The organism is Leifsonia sp. EB41 (assembly GCF_041262565.1).
Lineage (GTDB): Bacteria > Actinomycetota > Actinomycetes > Actinomycetales > Microbacteriaceae > Leifsonia.
The window spans coordinates 2,855,522-2,873,832 of sequence record NZ_JBGCCJ010000001.1 but is presented as its reverse complement, the minus strand read 5'-3'; the positions used below and the strand labels follow the sequence as shown (position 1 = coordinate 2,873,832).

Annotated in this window: 17 protein-coding genes; 9 read left to right on the top strand and 8 right to left on the bottom strand. The window is 64.3% G+C overall.

Annotated elements, in window-relative coordinates; translation table 11 throughout:
- The first annotated feature begins 65 nt into the window (after positions 1-65).
- The 7 genes from ABH923_RS14265 (at position 66) to ABH923_RS14235 (ending at position 7,162) form a co-directional block, all read left to right on the top strand.
- A complete protein-coding gene (locus tag ABH923_RS14265) occupies positions 66-872 on the top strand; it encodes an IclR family transcriptional regulator (RefSeq protein ID WP_370056039.1) in 807 nt (268 codons plus the stop codon).
- A gap of 168 nt (positions 873-1,040) precedes the next feature.
- A complete protein-coding gene (locus tag ABH923_RS14260) occupies positions 1,041-1,970 on the top strand; it encodes an ABC transporter substrate-binding protein (RefSeq protein WP_370056038.1) in 930 nt (309 codons plus the stop codon).
- Between the two features lie 22 nt (positions 1,971-1,992).
- Positions 1,993-2,928: an amino acid ABC transporter permease gene (locus ABH923_RS14255; protein ID WP_370056037.1), complete on the top strand. Its 936-nt coding sequence runs from the start codon at positions 1,993-1,995 to the stop codon at positions 2,926-2,928.
- Positions 2,925-3,698, top strand: coding sequence for an amino acid ABC transporter ATP-binding protein (locus ABH923_RS14250; RefSeq protein ID WP_370056036.1), 774 nt, complete (start codon positions 2,925-2,927; stop codon positions 3,696-3,698). The genes ABH923_RS14255 and ABH923_RS14250 overlap by 4 nt, the downstream gene beginning before the upstream one ends.
- A 40-nt stretch (positions 3,699-3,738) precedes the next feature.
- Positions 3,739-4,704 (top strand): ribokinase, encoded by a 966-nt coding sequence (locus ABH923_RS14245; RefSeq protein WP_370056035.1) that lies wholly within the window; start codon positions 3,739-3,741, stop codon positions 4,702-4,704.
- Positions 4,701-6,050 carry an FAD-binding oxidoreductase gene (locus ABH923_RS14240; RefSeq protein ID WP_370056034.1) on the top strand — a complete coding sequence of 450 codons (1,350 nt, stop codon included), beginning with the start codon at positions 4,701-4,703 and terminating at the stop codon, positions 6,048-6,050. Before ABH923_RS14245 ends, ABH923_RS14240 begins: the two co-directional genes overlap by 4 nt.
- A 95-nt stretch (positions 6,051-6,145) precedes the next feature.
- The gene (locus ABH923_RS14235; protein ID WP_370056032.1) at positions 6,146-7,162 is read left to right on the top strand and encodes a LacI family DNA-binding transcriptional regulator; all 1,017 of its coding nucleotides are present in this window, start codon (positions 6,146-6,148) and stop codon (positions 7,160-7,162) included.
- Positions 7,163-7,189: 27 nt separating this feature from the next.
- Here ABH923_RS14235 and ABH923_RS14230 read toward each other — a convergent pair whose 3' ends face one another.
- Together ABH923_RS14230 and ABH923_RS14225 are read right to left on the bottom strand one after the other, a co-directional pair.
- A complete protein-coding gene (locus ABH923_RS14230; RefSeq protein WP_370056031.1) occupies positions 7,190-8,497 on the bottom strand; it encodes a formimidoylglutamate deiminase in 1,308 nt (435 codons plus the stop codon).
- Positions 8,494-9,684, bottom strand: coding sequence for an allantoate amidohydrolase (locus ABH923_RS14225; RefSeq protein WP_370056030.1), 1,191 nt, complete (start codon positions 9,682-9,684; stop codon positions 8,494-8,496). Before ABH923_RS14225 ends, ABH923_RS14230 begins: the two co-directional genes overlap by 4 nt.
- Positions 9,685-9,978: 294 nt before the next feature.
- On the opposite strand from ABH923_RS14225, the gene ABH923_RS14220 reads away from it, so the two are divergent.
- Positions 9,979-10,545 carry a HutD family protein gene (locus ABH923_RS14220; protein ID WP_370056029.1) on the top strand — a complete coding sequence of 189 codons (567 nt, stop codon included), beginning with the start codon at positions 9,979-9,981 and terminating at the stop codon, positions 10,543-10,545.
- Between the two features lie 91 nt (positions 10,546-10,636).
- A complete protein-coding gene (locus tag ABH923_RS14215) occupies positions 10,637-11,155 on the top strand; it encodes a hypothetical protein (protein ID WP_370056028.1) in 519 nt (172 codons plus the stop codon).
- 62 nt (positions 11,156-11,217) lie between these two features.
- Here ABH923_RS14215 and ABH923_RS14210 read toward each other — a convergent pair whose 3' ends face one another.
- From ABH923_RS14210 to ABH923_RS14185, 6 genes are all read right to left on the bottom strand, one after another.
- Positions 11,218-11,745 (bottom strand): hypothetical protein, encoded by a 528-nt coding sequence (locus ABH923_RS14210; protein ID WP_370056027.1) that lies wholly within the window; start codon positions 11,743-11,745, stop codon positions 11,218-11,220.
- Positions 11,746-12,470: 725 nt separating this feature from the next.
- A complete protein-coding gene (locus ABH923_RS14205; protein WP_370056026.1) occupies positions 12,471-14,264 on the bottom strand; it encodes a glycoside hydrolase family 3 protein in 1,794 nt (597 codons plus the stop codon).
- A gap of 39 nt (positions 14,265-14,303) precedes the next feature.
- Positions 14,304-15,374, bottom strand: coding sequence for an ABC transporter ATP-binding protein (locus tag ABH923_RS14200; RefSeq protein WP_370056025.1), 1,071 nt, complete (start codon positions 15,372-15,374; stop codon positions 14,304-14,306).
- The gene (locus ABH923_RS14195; RefSeq protein ID WP_370056024.1) at positions 15,374-16,186 is read right to left on the bottom strand and encodes an ABC transporter permease; all 813 of its coding nucleotides are present in this window, start codon (positions 16,184-16,186) and stop codon (positions 15,374-15,376) included. Before ABH923_RS14195 ends, ABH923_RS14200 begins: the two co-directional genes overlap by 1 nt.
- Entirely contained in the window at positions 16,183-17,157 is a 975-nt protein-coding gene (locus tag ABH923_RS14190; RefSeq protein WP_370056023.1) for an ABC transporter permease, read from the bottom strand. Before ABH923_RS14190 ends, ABH923_RS14195 begins: the two co-directional genes overlap by 4 nt.
- Positions 17,157-18,281, bottom strand: coding sequence for a PotD/PotF family extracellular solute-binding protein (locus ABH923_RS14185; RefSeq protein ID WP_370056022.1), 1,125 nt, complete (start codon positions 18,279-18,281; stop codon positions 17,157-17,159). Before ABH923_RS14185 ends, ABH923_RS14190 begins: the two co-directional genes overlap by 1 nt.
- Positions 18,282-18,311: the final 30 nt, after the last annotated feature.

Below are 18,311 nucleotides of genomic sequence, written 5' to 3'. Positions count from 1 at the left end.
GGCTTGCTTGCCGGGGCGGTCATATGCTTCGATCTGTCTCGGATTTGAGACGCGCGGAGGCACACATGACTGACTCGAAGTCGAAGCGTCGCGCGAAGCCGGTGGTGGTTCCTGCGGTCGAGAACGCGCTGGAGATGCTCACGTTCCTCGCCGGTCAGCGCGGACCTGTGGCGGCCGCAACCATCAGTCGCGCCCTCGCCTTGCCGAGGTCTTCGACTTACCACATCCTCTCGGCGCTTGAGGCTCACGGGTACGTTTCCCACATCGCCGAGGAACGAAAATATGGGCTGGGTGTCGCGGCGTTCGAGCTGAGTTCCGGCTTCTCACGCCAGCAGCCGCTGGCGCGTTTGGGGACGCCGCTTCTGGCAGATCTCGTCGACCATGTGGGGGAAAGCGCACACCTTGGTGTTCTGCACGGACGTGACGTCCTCTACATCGTGGAGATGCGGGCCAAGAACCGCCAAGCCCTGATCACAGACGTCGGAGTGCGACTGCCCAGTGACATGACTGCGAGTGGCCGCGCCATGTTGTCGCTGCTGCCGCCGAACCAGCTACGCGCCCTGTTTCCTGGACCCGAAGCGTTCTCCTCCACGAAGGATCCTGTTCGAGCCCCGTACGCGGCGCTGAAAAGCCGGCTCGCTCAAGCGCGCCAAGACGGCTTCAGCAGGGAAGACCAGGACGTGACGAGCGGGCTCGCCTCGATCGCGCTACCGGTGGTCGACCACCTCGGTTGGCCGGCAGCAGCAATCGCGGTGACCTTTCCACGCGAGCAGATCCTTGAGGCGGATTATCAGCAGCTTGCGGCGAAAATAAAGCCCTACGCGGACGAACTGACGCGACGCATCGGCGGGGTAATCCCGACAGACAGCTGAACGCCAGCTACCGGTTGTCTCGGATTTGAGACACGAACGAACGCGAATCTATAGCATTAGACCGCATCAAGTGTGATCCTCGAATGAAGCGAGAGCTGCGCCCCACAGCGGTCGCCTCGGGCTGGTATCGCCGGCACGATCACATTCCCTAGACACTGGAGTCACCCGATGAAGAGCAATGTCAAAGTCGCCATCGCCGTCCCGCTGATCAGCCTCGCAGCCCTCGCGTTCACTGGCTGCAGCGCCGCGGACGGGGCCAAGCCGTCACCGTCCGAGTCGAAGTCGGTCACGGTCCCGAGCGCAAAGCTGGACAAGGAGGCGCAGGCCCTCCTCCCCGCGGACGTCAGGGCAGCAGGAGCCCTCACCGCCGTCACCAACGCCGGCTACCCGCCCTACGAGATGTTCGCCTCCGACAACAAGACGATCATCGGTCGCGACATCGACTTCGCGAAGGCACTCAGCGAGACGCTCGGCGTCGACATCAAGTTCGACAACGTGTCGTTCGACGCGATCATCCCCGGCATCAACTCCGGCCGCTACCAGCTCGCCATTTCGGGCCTGACCGTCACCCCGGAGCGCCTCCAGGCCGCCGACTTCGTCACCTACAGCGAAAGCGGCAGCAACCTGGCCGTCGCCCCCGGCAACCCGCAGCACCTCAAGGCCAGCGACGCGAAGACGCTGTGCGGCAAGACGATCGGTGTCACCAAGGGCTCCTCCGACGCGCTGGTGAACCTCCCCAACCTGAACAAGCAGTGCCTCGCCGCCGGGAAGAAAGCCATCGACGCCAAGGAGTTCCCTGACGAGGGCTCCCGTCTCGCCCTGTCCTCCGGCCGCGTCGACGCCATCCTCGACGACGCCCTGAGCCTGGCGTACTCGGCCCAGAAGTCGAACGGTCAGTACGAGCTCGCCGCTGGACCGGACATCGCGCCGGCCGCATCCGGAATCGCGCTGGTCAAGGACTCCCCGTTGACCCCGGCGATCGCGGCCGCGGTCAAGAACATGGTCACCCAGCAGAAGGCCGTCTACGAGGCCATCAACGAGAAGTGGGGCGTCCCGGCCGACCACATCCTCACGGCCGACCAGGTCGACAACAAGTAACACGAACCAGACAGGAACGACAATGACGACGGCGCCACTGGAGCCACCGGCTCCCGACCAGTTCACCTTTATCCGGAAGAAGCACCTCTGGAGGTGGGTGGCCGGAATAGTCGTGGTGGCTCTAGTGGCGGCGCTCGTCTACTCCATTGCTACCAACCCCCGTTTCGGCTGGCCCATCGTCGCGGAGTTCTTCTTCTCCCCAGCCGTTGTGGCCGGCATCGGCATCACCCTGTTCCTCACCGTGGTCAGCATGATCATCGGCGTGCTGCTCGGCTTGTTGCTCGCGGTAATGCGCCTCTCGCACAACCCTGTGGTCAGTCAGGTGGCACACGGATACGTTGCCCTCTTCCGCGGCACCCCGGTCCTTGTGCAGCTGCTGATCTGGTTCAACCTCGCCGCGCTCTACCCGGTGATCAGCTTCGGCATCCCCGGCGTTGCCCTGAACGCCAACCAGCTGATCACGCCGCTGCTCGCCGGCATCCTTGGCCTGGGCCTCAACGAGGCTGCCTACATGTCGGAGATCATCCGCGCTGGCATCATCTCCGTGCCCTCGGGTCAGCACGAGGCCGCATCGGCACTCGGTCTCAATCGCCGCCAGGGGATGGCCAAGGTGATCCTTCCGCAGGCCATGCGTGTGATCATCCCGCCGACCGGCAACGAATTCATCGGAATGCTCAAGTCGACATCGCTGGTTTCGGTCCTTTCGGTCGCGGACCTCCTCTACTCGGCACAGATCATCTACTCCCAGAACCTGCAGGTCATTCCGCTGCTGATGGTGGCGAGCATCTGGTACATCATCCTGACCACCATCTTCAACTTCGGTCAGGGTTATGTGGAGCGCTACTACGGCCGCGGCAGCGGACCCTCGACGCAGAAGACGGTTTGGTCACGAATCCGGAAAATCTTCCAGACCCACGCCCCCGAAGCGCTCACCCCTCTTAAGGACACCCGGTCATGAACGACGAACGCCGCACCCTCGTGCAAGCAGTTGACGTGCACAAGAGCTTCGGCTCCAACGAAGTCCTCAAGGGCATCGACCTCGAAGTTCACGAGGGCGAAGTGGTGTGCCTGATCGGAGCGTCCGGATCCGGCAAGAGCACTTTCCTGCGATGCATCAACCAGCTGGAAACGATCGACTCGGGTCTGATTTGGGTCGAAGGACAACCGGTCGGCTACCGCCGCGACGGCATGGTCCTCCACGAGAAAAGCGAGGCCGAGTCCAGCCGCGACCGAGCGAAAGTCGGCATGGTCTTTCAGAGCTTCAATCTGTTCCCGCACATGACCGTCATGGAGAACCTCATGCAGGCTCCACGTCTGGTCAAGAAGATGCGCCGCTCGCAGATCGAGCCGCTCGCCCGGGAACTCCTGGAGAAGGTCGGACTGTCCGAAAAGGCCGACGCCTACCCACGACACCTCTCCGGTGGTCAGCAGCAACGCGTCGCCATCGCCCGCGCCCTCTGTATGCAGCCAGACTTGATGCTCTTCGACGAGCCGACCTCGGCACTCGACCCAGAGCTGGTCGGGGGTGTCCTCAACGTCATGCGCGACCTTGCCCAGTCCGGCATGACGATGATCGTCGTGACCCACGAGATGGGCTTCGCGCGCGACGTCGCCGACCGCGTTGTCTTCATGCATGACGGACAGATCATCGAGAACGGTCCCGCCCGCGAAGTCATCGGCAACCCGAGCCACGAGCGCACCAAGGCATTCCTCGCCTCCGTTCGCTAGCGGCCATCAGAACCACACCGACCACAGACGAGGAGCAGTGATGACTCACAGTCGCACGCCGCGGGCGCTGACGCTCGGGTCTATCAACCAGGACATCCGCGTCCACGTGTCGGAGTTCCCGAAGCCCGGAGAGACCGTCCTCGCCACAAGCGGCGGAACGGCTCTTGGTGGAAAGGGCGCCAACCAGGCCGCCTCGGCCGCGTTGCTTGGGGCAGACGTGGTCATGATCGGCGCCGTCGGAAACGACGGCGCCGGTCACGACGCCACTCAACAGCTGAACCAGCTCGGTATCGCGACCAGCCACATCGGGCAGGTCGACGAAACAACCGGGCTCGCGGTCATCACCGTCGATTCGACTGGTGAGAACACCATCGCCGTGCTGCCGGGCGCGAACACGCGAATCTCCGCCGGCGACGTCGAGCAACACCTCGACCAGCTTCTGACGAACGAGGACGAGACGTTCTCCATCGCCTGGAGCCAAGGAGAGGTTCCCCCTGAGGCAATCCTCGCGTTCTCTGACCGCTGCAGGATCCACAACATCCGCTTCGTTCTCAACTTGGCTCCATTCGTCCCCGTGGCCACCGAGGTGCTCGAAGCAGCGGACCCGTTGATCGTCAACGAGACTGAAGCGCGTGCGCTGCTGGAATCGGTGGGGTTGGATACCAAGATCGACGACCCGCAGTCGGCCGCAAACGCCGCTCACGTGATCGCTACGCGGGTCGCGCGTTCGGCGATCATCACCCGAGGGTCTCTCGGTGCAACCATTTCCGACGGCACGAGGACCTGGCACGAACCGATTACCTCGAAGCCGGACGTCGTCGACACCTCCGGTGCCGGCGACGCATTTGTCGGGGCCGTAATCGCTGCACTCGCTCGTGGCGAGACCTTGGTCGAAGCAGGCAGGGACGGTGTGCGGGCCGGGACTTACGCCGTCGCCCGATCGGGAACGATCGACTCCTACCCAACTTCCAGCGAGGCTCTCGCTGCTGCTGCTGTACACGCATGATCGACTCTCTCCGGCGTACGCTCCCCGCTGGGAGCGTCCTTCACAGCAAAGGCGACATCGCCGCATACCTGCATGACAGGGCCCCAGCGGCTCGCGTCGGCGAAGCGTCCGCGGTCATCCTTCCCACTTCCACGGAACAGATCGCAACCGTACTCGAGCTCGCACACGACACCAAGACACCAGTCGTCACACGCGGCCTGGGCAGCGGCGAGGCCGGCGGAGCTTCAGCCGTCGACGGTGCGCTCGTGATTTCCACCGAACGCATGACGGAGATCCTCCACCTGGACGCAGCAAACCGTAGCGCTGACGTCCAGGCCGGAGTCACCGCATACCAGCTGGACACCGTCGCTCGGACGAAATCGTTGCGCTACGCACCGGAACCGGGCAGCTGGCGCATCTCGACTCTCGGCGGAAACATCGCGACCAATGCGGGTGGTTTCCGCTGCAACAAGTACGGGCCCACGGGAGATGCTGTCCGTGAGCTCACTGTCGTCACCGGAAGAGGCGAAATCCTCCGGACCGGCTCCAAGACTCACAAGAGCGTCGCCGGCCTCAACCTGACGCAGCTGTTCGTCGGCTCGGAAGGCATCCTCGGCATCATTACCGAAGCCACCCTACGGCTGGAGACCGCGCCGGAAGACCCACCCGTCACCGCATTGGCACACTTCGAGACCTTCGCCGGCGCCATCCGCGCCGGTGTAGAGATCAGCCGCAGCTCTCTCGACCCGGCGCTCGTTGAGGCGATGGACTCCCGCACCCTCCAGTCGATCGACGAATGGAAAGGAACCGACTACCTCGCCAAGGGCGCCGGCCTGCTCATCGTTCAACTGGACCGAGACGTCACCCGGAACCGTGCTCTCTTGCAGGATGCTCTGGGAGAAGTTGGAGCCTCCGCGGTCACCGTGCGGCAGGGAACCAAATGGGCTGACCACGTGCTGGACGTCCGGCGTCTCGCGCTGCCGGCAGCGGAACGGCTCGGTAACGTCCTGGTCGAAGACGTCGCCGTCCCGCCAGACAGGCTTGCCGAGCTCGTCGACTATGTCCAGGCCATCAGCATCGATTTCGGCGTTCCGATCCTCAACGTCGCCCACGTGGCGGATGGGAACCTACACCCGACCTTGCTGTACACCGGAGCGCGACCGAACAGGCGAGTTACGGGCGCGGCGGAGGAAATCTTCAAACTTGCGCTGTCCCTAGGCGGAACCATCACCGGCGAGCACGGGGTGGGAACCGTCAAACGGACCGCACTCGCTGACGAAGTAGGCGAGCTTTCGATCGGGCTGCAACGAGGGATCAAGGCGGTCTTCGACCCGGCGGACATCCTGAACCCAGGAAAGGTCCTCTGACCCCATGCACACCGAACGAGTCAACGTTGACGAAGCCGGGAAGTTGAACGGGCGGATGTCCGGAACGCACGAGGGGATCGTTTAGGGTGACCCCAATGAGAAGAGCCAACCAGCGGGACGTGGCCCGCATGGCAGGAGTGAGCACTGCCGTCGTCAGTTACGTCCTGAACAGCGGACCGCGGCCTGTAGCGCCGACTACACGCGATCGGGTTCTAGCTGCGATGAATGAGCTCGGTTACCGCCCCAACGAGAATGCCCGCGCGATGAAGTTCGCGCGCACCAACGTCATTGGTCTTCTCATCCGAGACATCACCAACCCCTACTTCTCCGAGCTGGCTCAGAAGGTCCAGGACCGTGCTCACGAGGCCGGCTACGGACTGATGATCGGCAACGCCGGAAGCGACGGTGTCGAGGCCACGGCAGAGTTCAAGAACATGCTCACCCGCGAAGTGGACGGCATCGCCGTCTATGGGATCCGCCGACCGGAGACCCTTTCGGCGATCTCCAAGTCGGGAATACGCCTCGTCTCCCTCGACTGGCACCTTGAAGAATCCGATGTCCCGTTCGTGGGTATCGACGATTTCGGCGCTGCACGGGAAGCGATCGAGCACCTGCTTGGACACGGATACGCTGATATTGGACTCATCGCCGGTGACCGGCCCGACCCAAGGGTGGTTGCCTGGACAGAGATGATGGCTACCCGACTCGCGCCCGATAGGGCTGATGAGCTCAAAGTCGCAGGCGAGTTCTCGCTCCAAGGCGGCTACGACGCCGCATACCGGCTGCTCACCCTGCCCGTCCCGCCTCGCGCGATTCTGGCATCCTCGGACGTTCAAGCATTCGGAGCGATCCGAGCCGCGCAGTATCTCGGCAAACGAATCCCGGACGACGTCGCCATCATCTCGATCGACGGAACGGACGCCTCAGCGTTCACATTTCCTTCGCTCACGACCATTCAGCTGCCGTTCCAGGAGATCGCTGAGTTCATCGTGGACGAGCTCACGGGCTCAGACCCGCCGTCCACGCATCGAATGTTCGCGCACACTCTCGTGACCCGCGAAAGCTGCGGATGCATTCCCCTCCGGCTCGCTCCTGATCAGGTGAGGCTGTAGATACTCGACTGCCGGTGTCGATGCGAGTTAGGGCCGATCCCGCAGAGTCGTCAACGCTCGCTCCATGATCTCTGCAGGGTCCTCACCGTTTCGAAGGTGGCCACGGTCGGCGACGACGTTGCCTCCGACTAGGACGCGCAGCACATCGGCGGACGTTGCCGCGAAGATGAGCTGCTCGAGGTCAGCGCCAAGCGTTCGTATCGAGCGGGTGTCGACCTCCAGGAAATCTGCGGGGCCTCCGATGTGTAGCGGCGGAACGCTCCAACCGAGGGAGCGGTAGCCCCCTCCCGTGGCGGCATGGAGCACTTCACCGGGGGTGAACCGGCCGCGTCGACCGGACTGAAGGCGCTCGTCCATCTCAAGCCCCCGCATCTCAAGGAATGGGTCAACCACGGCGTTCTGATCGGACCCGAGCGCGAGCGTAGCCCCGGCATTGGCCAACTCCCGGCCGGGCCCGACTCCGTCACCAAGGTCAGCCTCAGTCGTCGGGCACATCACGATGGAGCTTCCGGCACGCCCCAGGAGGTCAATATCGGTAGCAGACAGATGCGTTGCATGGACCGCGCTCAGACGTGAGGTGAGCACACCGTGCTCCTCCAGCAACTGCGTGGGGGTGACACCGTACTGGTCCAGGCAGTCCTTGTTCTCTTGAGGCTGCTCGGAAAGGTGGATGTGCAAGGGCACGTCCGCTGGGAGCCCCTCGGCGATTTTCAGTATCGCGGCGGGCGGCACGGCGCGCACAGAGTGGATTGCAGCCCCTAGGTGTTCAACCTTCTCGTTCAGCGCGTACCAGCGCTCGAGGTATCGTTCCGCGCTGCCGTCCCCAAAACGCAGTTGAGCGGCGGACAGCGGCTGATTGATGCCACCCGCTAGATAGGCCGTATCGAGGAGGGCCAGTCGAATGCCGACCGATCGCGCAGCTTCGACGAGGGCAAGTTCCATCTCGTGGGGGTACGGGGCGCCATTGCTGCGGTGGTGGACGTAGTGGAACTCTCCAACGACGGTGTAGCCGGCCGTCAGCATCTCCGCGAATATCGCGCGGGCAAGCGAGTAGTACGTGTCGGGTTCAAGTACCGCAGCCGCTTTGTACATCTCCTCTCGCCAAACCCAGAAATCACCACCGTTGGCATGAGTGCGGCCACGAAGGGCTCGATGGAACGCGTGTGAGTGACTATCCGCTGCGCCTCCGATCACAGCACCGAGGACGAGGTCTTCCGGGTGCGGTCGCGACCCTGTGTGTATGGCTTCGACGTTTCCAGACTGATTCACGGTGTAACGCACCTCGTGCACTACACCCTCCGGCGCGATGACCGTGTCACACCAGACCGTCGTCATAGCAGCCCTCGGAGCACCGACTCGAGCGCATCGATGCCAGCGACGCAATCGGCCAACTCGGCGAACTCTTCGGGAGCGTGGGACACACCTGTCGGGTTGCGGACGAAGATCATCCCGGTGGGCGCGACATCGGCAAGTACACCGGCGTCATGGCCCGCTCCGGACGGCAGCATGGGCACCTCCCCGATCGCCTTCCGCAGCTTCGTGGCAATGTCACTGTCGAACCGCACCTCCGGCGACCATGAATCCTCCGTGACCGATTTGGCCCCGACACGCTTCACGATGTCATCGACGAGAGCACGCGTGCTCTCGTCGCTGTCTGCCCTTGCGTCCAGTGTCATGGTCACGCTCGACGCGATTACGTTAGCGCCACCAGGGTTGGCTGAAATCTTTCCCACGGTGGCTCGGGCACCCTTGAAGCTAAGGGCAGCGTCACGGATCTCGAGAACGGCGCGAGCCGCCGCGACCATCGGGTCGTCGCGGTCCGCCATCAAGGTCGCACCCGCATGGTTCCCTTGACCCTTGAACGTCAAGGTCCACCTGCCGTGGGCAAGAATGCTGCTGGCCAACGCCGTTGGAGATCCGAGCTCGATCAATCCACGGCCCTGCTCGACATGCAACTCGATGAAGACCCCAATGCGTGAGAGCGCCTCCTTGTCGTAGCCGAGCGCACTGGTGGAGAACCCCGCGTGCTTCGCCGCATCGGCGAAGGTGATGCCGTCGGCATCAGAGAGTGCAAGCACGCGAGCTGGGTCCAGCTTGCCTGTCATCAGGCCGGAGCCGAGGCACGCGACACCGAATCGTGATCCTTCCTCCTCGGCGAAGACGAGGATGGCGAATGGCTTCGTTGGGTGAACGCCAGCTTGTTGGAGACGCCCGACCGCTTCGAGGGCGCTGATCACCCCTAGCGGCCCGTCGAACGCACCTCCACCAGGGACGCTATCGAGGTGACTTCCGGTGACAACAGCGCCCTCACCTGGCGGTCCCCACCATGCCCAGATATTGCCGTTTCGGTCCGTTTCGACGTCCAGGTTGAGGTCGCCGGCCCGCTGGATGAACCATTCTCTAAGTTCGAGGTCCGCGGCCTGCCATAGGTGTCGCGAGTAGCCTCCTCGCTTGCGATCCTGGCCGACCTGAGCGATCCGGTCGATGTCTGCGAGGTGGCCGTGCGCAATCGAGGTACTCATCTAAGACTGTCCTCCATCTAGACCCGACGCTCGTGCTCATCTTCGAGGCCATCGGCACGCTCGCTGACGTTGTGTCCCGACATTCCACACCATCTCACCGAGCCGTCGGGGTTACGGAGCGCCGAAACTGTCTCGAATACGGGACAGGAACTTCGCCAAGGTGAAGCCGGACGTCTGCGTGTCTCGCTGGTGAGACACTTCGCGAGCGCTTTCTCACTATTTCTTCGTCGGCAGCGGTGAAATTGGCGTTATGTTCCGCATCGCCTCAGCCGCACAGCATCCCAACCAGGAATCATGATGGACGTCCTCCGTAGAAACGCTCGATCGCCGCGACCGTGGAAAAACGGTCTCGGAGTGAGCGAAGACATCCTGGTGGCGGACTCGCCAGACCCGGCCCGCGACCCTGCCTGGCGGATCAGCATGGCGACAATCGAAAGCGATGTGCCCTTCTCCCGATTCGACGGGACGGACAGGCTTCTTATGCCGATCGGCCCGACGGGACTACGCCTCGACGTGGACGCTCAGACTCGAAGCGTCCCTCAGTTCGGCGTAGTCGCCTTTCCTGGGGAGGCAAACGTTGCGACTAAGGGCGTGTCCAAGCCGGAACAGGATCTGAACGTGATGGTCGATCGGCGTCGGGCTACCGCGACGCTGACCCACCATTACGTCGTTGGGACGTCAGCTCCACCTGTCGCGGCGCCTGGTGAGATCGCGATTGCGGTGGCGCTTAGCTCGACTTTGCGGCACAACGGTGAACTTCTGACGGTGGGCGATGCGCTACTTCTTGAGTCGTCATCCACCGACAGCCTCGGCGGATTTGGCACAATCGCCGTAGCTCGGATCAAGCCGCTCGCCGAATAGCTCTGCGGCCGCGACCGGCCCGGTTCATTCCAACGACCCAATGTTTGGAGCCGTCCGCTACTTGTAGTCGCCTGATCCGAGAGGATTCGAGATGACCGAACCGACCGATATCGCGGAGTGGCTGATCGCGAAGATCCGCGAAAACGGAGCACGGCGCACCTATCAGGACCGCACCGTTCGCGAAATCCGTGAGCAGTTCGGCGAAGAGTGGTCCTATCGCAACCCGAACGGCAACTGGGCAATCAACAAGCGGGTTCTAAGGGAGTTCCAGCCGCTCAGGACGAATTCATCGTCTGGAACCGAGGCAGCCAAAGCTGGAGCGTGTACACGCAAGAGAAGCTGGACTCCGAACGCGAGCGTGAGGAACGACGGCAGGCCGCAAAGAAGGAACGCGAAGCCGCCCAAGCTGCCTGGGAAGCAGATCAGGCTGCGCGGAAATCGCGGGAAAACGACTAGTCGAATTCTGTTCGCGTTTGGGCCGCTGGCGCAGGCGACTCCGCGGTCAACAAGTGGAGACGAAGGCTCTCTGACCGGGCCGGATCAGGTACTCGCGGCGCTCCGCCGATGCACGATTGGGTCAGGTCACCTCATTCAGACTGAGCACCGTTAGTGAGACTGGGATCGACGATTGCGGCGGACGGTGCATGACTCACAACCGCTCACGCAGATTCGTTACCGACCGACTTCCACCCGAGGATGTGCTTCGATCTCTAGGCACGCGTCTTGGATCTCGCCCACAACTGCCACCATCTCGGCGATCACCGCGTAAAGATCCTCCGCAGTTGTCGGCCGGCCCCTCGTCCATTCGTGTGGGGCGTCACGCTGCCCCTTCGGAAGGTGCCTCCACGACAGACCATTCACGAATGACGGTCTCGCCCACACACCATGCAGCAGCTCGTTTCGTTCGAACATCGTCGTTTCGATTCGTTGCAGCAGCGTGCGAATCTGTTCGCGATGCGGCTCCGAAACGGTGGGTCGTGCGGGGATCCTGTTGTTGATGATCTTGCGTGCATTGGTGAGCTGCTGGCCGACACCGTCGCCGGCGTAGCGGCTTTGTGGGTTGTGGTCGAGTGAGGCGACGAGGTTGTCGACTTTGCTTTCGATGAGTGCGCCGAGCATTGCGATGCGTCCGAGTGCGCCTGCGAAGTCGTCGTCGATCGGTCCGAACATGTTGTCCGGTAACCCGAATCTGTCTTCCACTGCCCCTGTCTACCATCGATCAACGCGATTGCCCCGCGTCGTCAGTGTTTTACCGTCGCCGTGCATCACTGGGCGCGACCGAGGCGCCAGCTTCTCGAACCTTCTCTGCCAGTTTCGGGTCCTGCAGCGCGTCTCGCGGTGCCGCTCCGCGTTGACGGCGCGATGTAGCCCACCCCTGTCTGCGTGCGTCAACGTGCGAATACATTCGGCATTGCTGGGTGTTCGCAGACTTTTGCGAGCACATCTGCGGTAGCGGGAGTCTGACTTGTCCTGCTGCGTAAGGTTGGCCTTCATCCGTGACCCGTTACTGGCACACTCTCCTTAGCCACGCCAACACCTTGGCGGAGGGCGTGGGATTCGAACTCTATCCAGTGCCCTTCTGTCTCCCGGACGAAAGCCGAAAAACCCGGAAAATCAACGATCTAGATGCTCAGGCGACCCTATCCGAACCCATACGACCTCACTCAGTCGTGCGCAAAATGTGCGCAGATTTGGTGCTGCAACGATCTTGGCCGTCTGATGTCTCAAGACACGCCGGTGAGCGTGCGGCGACGGTGCTCCTCCCGGTCGTGGCGCTCGTGTGTCCGCTCGATCGATGGTTTCGCTCATCACGTCAGCACTCCCTCCACCGGATGGTCCAGCTCGATCACCTGGGTCCATCCATGTTTGTCGGAGGTTCATTCACCCGAGACGGAAGACGGGTGCGAGATCCGTGACGTCTCCGGTTACACGCTTACGCGAATCCCATTGGTCGTCGGGACATTGCGGGTGCGGATGCCTCCGTCGCCTGCTCGGAACAGCGGGTCCGCCGTGTCGAATGGCACGTCTTCGCGTGAGGTCTCCACAGCCGCCATGCTTCGCGGCAGGTCGAACGGGAGTCGGGCTCCAAAGCGGTTGCCGCCCGCGATTGCGTCGACGATCACCTGGTCGCTCGCGCCGAAGTGGCCGACGATGGCCGCGGCGTGCGGCGCGACCGCTGTCAGGACGGCCGGCCGTTCGAGGTAGACGAATAGAAGCACGGGCATCCGGGAGGCCAACTCGCGGAGGTGTGCGACGGTCTCGTCCGCGAACTCGAGACTGCCGGTGCGGAAGTAGTCTCCGAGCGGGCTTGCCGGGTCGGATTCCCATGGCGAGTCCAGCTGGACCAGCGCGATCTCCGCCTCGTCCGGCGCGTCGACGGCGACGAAGTCGTGGTCGGTCGCGGCCAGGTCGACGCCTTCCGCGTACACCCGGGTGAGCGGCCGAACCGGCAGCGCACCCGGCTGCTCTCCGCTGAGGAAGACCATCGCGTCGGCCTGCGCCCGGGTACCGCGCGCAGCCAGCTCGGGATCGGAACCGACGACGCGCGCATTGTCGAGGTCGACATACCGGCGCTCGAAAAGCCCGAGACGGAACTTCTCGAGAAGCAGCCGTTCGACGGACTTGTCGATCCGGCCCTCGTGCACGAGGCCGTCCCTGACGGCCTGGGCGAGCTCCGCCGTCAGGGTGTCGCCGCCGAACTGGTCGATCCCGTTCGTCAGGGCGATGCTCAGCCGCTCGGCGATCGTGCGATCCTCGACCCCGTACGCGTTGGGGCCGAAGGTCTTGCCCTCGATGGTCGCCGTTCCGACGACGTTCCAGTCGCTCATGACGATGCCGCCGTAGCCGAGGCGGCCGCGGAGCAGGTCGCGCACGACAGGAGCGTTGAACGCGAAGCCGACCTCCTCCCACTCAGTGCCAACGGGGCGGCCGTAGTAGGTCATGACCTGGGTTACCCCGTCGGCGATGGCGTCGACGAACGGCTGGAGGTGCAACTCCTGCCTCCCACCCGGGTACACCTGGTCGGGGAAGCGCGAATCGACCGCATCGTTCCCGTCCTTCTGCGGCCCTGCCCCCGGGAAGTGCTTGAGTACGGCCGCCACACTGTCGGCGCCGAGAGAGGAACCGCCGCGCAGACCGGCGATGAACGCCCGCGTGAGCCCGGATACGATCCGTACGTCCTCGCCGAAGGTGCCGAACCCGCGGGTCCAGCGGGGCTCGGTGTAGAGATCCGCCATCGGGCCCAGGTACACCCGGATCCCCATCGCGAGGAACTCCTTGCGGATCGCGTCGCCGAACTCGCGCGCCCGCTCGGGATCTCCGATGGCGCCGAGGCCGGTCGGCTCGGGCCACTTTGAGAGCTCGTCGATGGTCTGCCCGGTGAACGGCGTGCTGCGGTACCCGTTGCGCGGGTCGGACGAGAAGGTGATCGGGATACCGAGACGCGTATCGGCCGCCCACTCCTGCAAGCGGTTCGTCCATGTGGCGACCTCGACCGCGCTCGTGCCGTTGAGGACGTTGAAGTGGGAGATGAGCTTGTCCGACACGTCGCCACGCGCGATCTCATCGGCCCGCGCCTCGCCGAACCCGACCGACGAGGGCAGCTCGGTCTGCGGGTGGAAGAGGAGCCCGGCCTTCTCCTCCAGCGTCATCCGCGGGATGAGGTCAGCGGTCCGCCGGGCCGGAGTCAGGGACGGGTCGAGGTAGTCAGGGGTGGTCATCGAGTTCGCTTTCGTGGGGAGAACAGGGGTCGGGTGGGCTCAGGCGGCGTGTACGCCGGTGAAGGCGTGGAGGCCGTGGGGAGAGATCGCGAAGCGGACCTGTTGTCCGGCGGCGAGGGTGTCGGCTTCTTGGGAGAGCATGGTGACCGGGATGCGGAGGTCGCCCGCGACGATCTCGGCCCGCGCGAACGGCCCGAAGAAGTCGACCGCGCGCAGCACGCCGGAGGCCGACCCCGCCGTGGCCGCGTCGTCGGCGAGGATGCGCACGCGCTCGGCCATGACCAGCACGTCGACGCGGTCGCCTTCGCGGAGGTCGTCCTGCGCCGTCGTCAGCGACAGTCCGCCGATCGCCACCCGCGCGGCCCGGCCGGAGCCGTGGACGATGCCGGTGCCGAGGGGCTGGCCGCCGAGGAACTGGGCCACGAACCGGTTGCCCGGCGTCCGGTAGAGCGACTCGGGGGTGTCGTTCTGCTGGACCACGCCGTGGTCGAGCATCATCACCTGGTCGCCGAGGTCCATCGCCTCCTCCTGGTCGTGGGTGACCATGATCGTGGTGAGGCCGGTCTCCCGGTGGATGCGCTTGAGCTCGCGCTGCATCTCGCCGCGGATCTTCTTGTCCAGCGCGGACAGCGGCTCGTCCAGCAGCAGCAGGTCCGGGGAGGTCACCAGCGCACGCGCCAGGGCGACGCGCTGCTGCTGACCGCCGGAGAGCTGCGCCGGGGATCGTCCGCCGAAGTCGCCGAGGCCGACCAGGCCGAGCATCTCCTCCGCCTTCTTCTTCGCGGCCGAACGCGGGGTGCGGCGGGCGCGGAGCCCGTACATCACGTTGGCCAGCACCGACAGGTGCGGGAACAGCGCGTAGTTCTGGAAGACGAACCCGATGTTGCGCTTCTCCACCGAGAGCCGGGTTACGTCGCGCGACCCGACCCGGATGGAGCCGCCGTCGGGGTCCTCCAGGCCGGCGACGATGCGCAGCAGAGTGGACTTGCCGGACCCGGAGGAGCCCAGCATGCAGCAGAAGGCGCCATCGCCGACGGTGAGGTCCAGCGGTTCGAGGACGCGGGTGCCGTTGAACGTCTTCGACACACCCGTCACAGTGAGCTCGGCCATCAGTTTCCTTTGTTCGTAGAGGTCGTGAAGAGCTTGGCGGCGTTGCCGGACAGCCAGTTGAGGATGACCACCAGCAGTACCGTGGAGAGGATGATGATCGTCGCCAGCGCGTCCACGTCCGGTGTCACGCCGAGGCGAACCATCGAGTAGATCTGCACCGGCAGGGTCGAGACCCCGATCGGGGCGAGAAAGAGCTGGATCGCGAAGTTGTTGAACGTGATCACGAACGCCAGCAGGCCTCCCGCGATGATAGACGGCCCGATCAGCGGGATGGTGATGGTCAGGAACGTCCGCAGCGGACCGGCGCCCAGCGAGTGCGCCGCCTCCGCGTAGTTCGGGTTCAGGTCGCGCAGCCGGCCGGAGACGATCAGCACGACGAACGGCAACGAGGTCACGATCGAGGCGAGGATCAGCCCGAGCGTGCTCGACCCGAGGCCCAGCCAACCGAACACCACGACGAAGCCGGCGGCGAGGATCAGCGCCGGCACCGTCAACAGTGCTAGCAGTAACCCGTTGATCGGAAGGGTGACGAACGCCTTCGCCCTCGCCATGCCCAACGCCAACAGGGTGCCCACGATCACTGCGAAGATCGTCGCCTGCGCGGCCAGGTTCAGGCTGGTCAACAGCGCATCCACCAACGCCTGATCATGGGCGAGGTTCGCATACCAATCAAAGGTGAAGTGGAACGGGAAGGTCCCATACCGGGACTGATTCAGGCTCAAGGTCGTCATCGCGAGCAGCGGCAACGCCAGGATCACCAAGAGTACGTACAGCCAGATTTTCATCAGGCGAGGGAGGACGGCGGTCTTCATCGGAGCACCCCTTCCGTGGTCAGCGCATCCTCAGCGATGCGAGTCTGGGCAGTCACGCTCTCGCTCCTGGGCCGATGTGCTCTGGACACACCCGAGAGCGAATTCCGTGACCAGGTCAGCAGCCCGGTCACGGCGCCGACGATCGCCAGCGACGCCACGAGCAGCACCAGCGACATCGCCACCGCGAACTGCTGGTGGACTCCCGATGAGAGCTGCGACGCGATCGTGTTGCCGAGCATCTGGCCGTTCGGGCCACCGAGGATGGTCGGCTCGGCGAACGCACCCACCGTCTGCACGAACGTCAGCGCGAAGTTCACGGCGATCATCGCGGTGGACAGCGGCCAGACCACCCGCGTGAATACGAACCCCTTGGACGCACTCAGAGTCCGGGAGGCCTCCAGCACCGACCCGTCGATCTGCTCGGACGCCGAGTACATCACCAGGATCGCGGTCGGGATGCTCTCGATGACGAGCATCAGGATGCTAGCGGCCGGCGTGTACATGATCGATGCCTGCGCGTCGGTCAGCCCGATCGCCGTGAGCAGCGACATGATCGGTCCGCCGGCCTGGATCAGGCTCACGAAACCGTAGATCAACAGCAGTTGGGACGTGATGTACGGGATGATGACGAAGCCCAGGATCATCGGCTTGGCCTTGGGCCTGGTGTACCGGGCCAAGGCCCACGCCGCGGGCCAGGCCAGCGCGATGCTGACCACGGTCACGCAGAACGCAATCAGCAGCGTCCGGCCGAGCAGCGAGACGTAGACGGGGCTCCCGAGCATCTGCGCGAAGTTCTCGACGGTGACGCCACCGGCGTCGTTCGTGAACCCAATCACCAGCAGCGCCACCAACGGAAGCAGGGCGAACAGGATCAGCAGGATCCCGCCTGGAGTCAGCAGTAGCCCCGTGCCCAGGGCCCCCCTGGCCTGCCGCCGGGGACGGCGGGCCAGAGACAGCGGGGTGGTGGTCATCAGGAACCGGCCTTGACCTGGGTCCACGCGTCGACCCATGACTGCAGCCGGTCAGCGGGCTCGGGCAGCTGCAGGGCCAGACGGGAGATCTTGTCGGGGTTCGCCTGCAGACGATTCATGGTCGAGGCGGGCAACGAGTCCACGACGCTCTTATTCGCGGGCGCGGGCGACGCGTCAGCGGGAGTGTTCGCCCACTTCGCCAGGAAACTCGGGCTCGTCATGAAGTTCAGCCACGTGTAGGCGAGATCGAGGTGCTGCGTCTTAGCAGCGATCGCCCAGTTGTCGATCCACCCGACCGCGCCCTCCTTCGGGATCTCATACCTGAAGTTCTCCGTGCCCGCGGCCTTGCTCGCGATCAGGCTCCCGAGGCTCCCGGAGTCGCCGGTGCCGGCCACCACCGAACCGCTCGCGACTGCCTTCGCCAGGTCATCGCTCGACGAGTACAGCAGCTTTGCGTTGTCCTTCAGCTTCTGCAGCGCCGGCGTGACCTTCGCCATGTCGGGATTCTGCGGGTCCTCACCGAGATACAGGGCCGTCAGCGGGACGAGCACGGTCGGATCGTCGAACAGTGCGATCTGACCCTTGTACTTCGGGTCCCACAGCACGCCGAGCGAGTCGGTCGCCGGGCTGACCTTGGCGCTGTCGTAGAAGACTCCTGAGCTTCCCCAGGTCCACGGGACGCCATATAGGTCACCGTCCTTGCGGATCTCCGTGCGGCCGGAGAACTCCGGGTAGAGGTCCTTGTAGTTCGTCAGCTTGCTGGAGTCGAGGGAGTGGAAGAGCCCCTGATCGATCCCCTGGCCGATGTACTGGATGTTCGGCAGCGCGACGTCGATCGCACCGTTCGCCTTCTTCAGCAGCTGTAGCTCGCTCGACTCGGAGTCGATGAACTCGTACTTGACGGTCGCGCCGGTCTCCTTCTTGAACTCGGCAGCGGCCCAGGGCAGGTCGGCCCCGTAACCCTTCCAGGTCGCTACGGTCAGGGTGTTGCCGCCGCTCGCGGTGCTCGGCGACAGCGAGCAGCCGGTCAGGCCGACGGCGACGGCGGCCGCTCCCGCGGCCACGATGGCGAGCGCCCGGCGGGAACGACGGCGCCGCCCGCTGATGCTATGTGGTCGATTCACGTCGAATCTCCTTGATCTTCGTTGACGTAT

Excerpts from the sequence above, each read along its gene's own strand:
- ABH923_RS14190 (WP_370056023.1), bottom strand. The coding sequence starts at position 17,157 with ATGACCACCACCCCGCTGTCTCTGGCCCGCCGTCCCCGGCGGCAGGCC.
- ABH923_RS14260 (WP_370056038.1), top strand. The coding sequence starts at position 1,041 with ATGAAGAGCAATGTCAAAGTCGCCATCGCCGTCCCGCTGATCAGCCTC.
- ABH923_RS14245 (WP_370056035.1), top strand. The coding sequence starts at position 3,739 with ATGACTCACAGTCGCACGCCGCGGGCGCTGACGCTCGGGTCTATCAAC.
- ABH923_RS14220 (WP_370056029.1), top strand. The coding sequence starts at position 9,979 with ATGATGGACGTCCTCCGTAGAAACGCTCGATCGCCGCGACCGTGGAAA.
- ABH923_RS14265 (WP_370056039.1), top strand. The coding sequence starts at position 66 with ATGACTGACTCGAAGTCGAAGCGTCGCGCGAAGCCGGTGGTGGTTCCT.
- ABH923_RS14250 (WP_370056036.1), top strand. The coding sequence starts at position 2,925 with ATGAACGACGAACGCCGCACCCTCGTGCAAGCAGTTGACGTGCACAAG.
- ABH923_RS14240 (WP_370056034.1), top strand. The coding sequence starts at position 4,701 with ATGATCGACTCTCTCCGGCGTACGCTCCCCGCTGGGAGCGTCCTTCAC.
- ABH923_RS14230 (WP_370056031.1), bottom strand. The coding sequence starts at position 8,497 with ATGACGACGGTCTGGTGTGACACGGTCATCGCGCCGGAGGGTGTAGTG.
- ABH923_RS14195 (WP_370056024.1), bottom strand. The coding sequence starts at position 16,186 with ATGAAGACCGCCGTCCTCCCTCGCCTGATGAAAATCTGGCTGTACGTA.
- ABH923_RS14215 (WP_370056028.1), top strand. The coding sequence starts at position 10,637 with ATGACCGAACCGACCGATATCGCGGAGTGGCTGATCGCGAAGATCCGC.
- ABH923_RS14235 (WP_370056032.1), top strand. The coding sequence starts at position 6,146 with ATGAGAAGAGCCAACCAGCGGGACGTGGCCCGCATGGCAGGAGTGAGC.
- ABH923_RS14200 (WP_370056025.1), bottom strand. The coding sequence starts at position 15,374 with ATGGCCGAGCTCACTGTGACGGGTGTGTCGAAGACGTTCAACGGCACC.
- ABH923_RS14225 (WP_370056030.1), bottom strand. The coding sequence starts at position 9,684 with ATGAGTACCTCGATTGCGCACGGCCACCTCGCAGACATCGACCGGATC.
- ABH923_RS14255 (WP_370056037.1), top strand. The coding sequence starts at position 1,993 with ATGACGACGGCGCCACTGGAGCCACCGGCTCCCGACCAGTTCACCTTT.
- ABH923_RS14205 (WP_370056026.1), bottom strand. The coding sequence starts at position 14,264 with ATGACCACCCCTGACTACCTCGACCCGTCCCTGACTCCGGCCCGGCGG.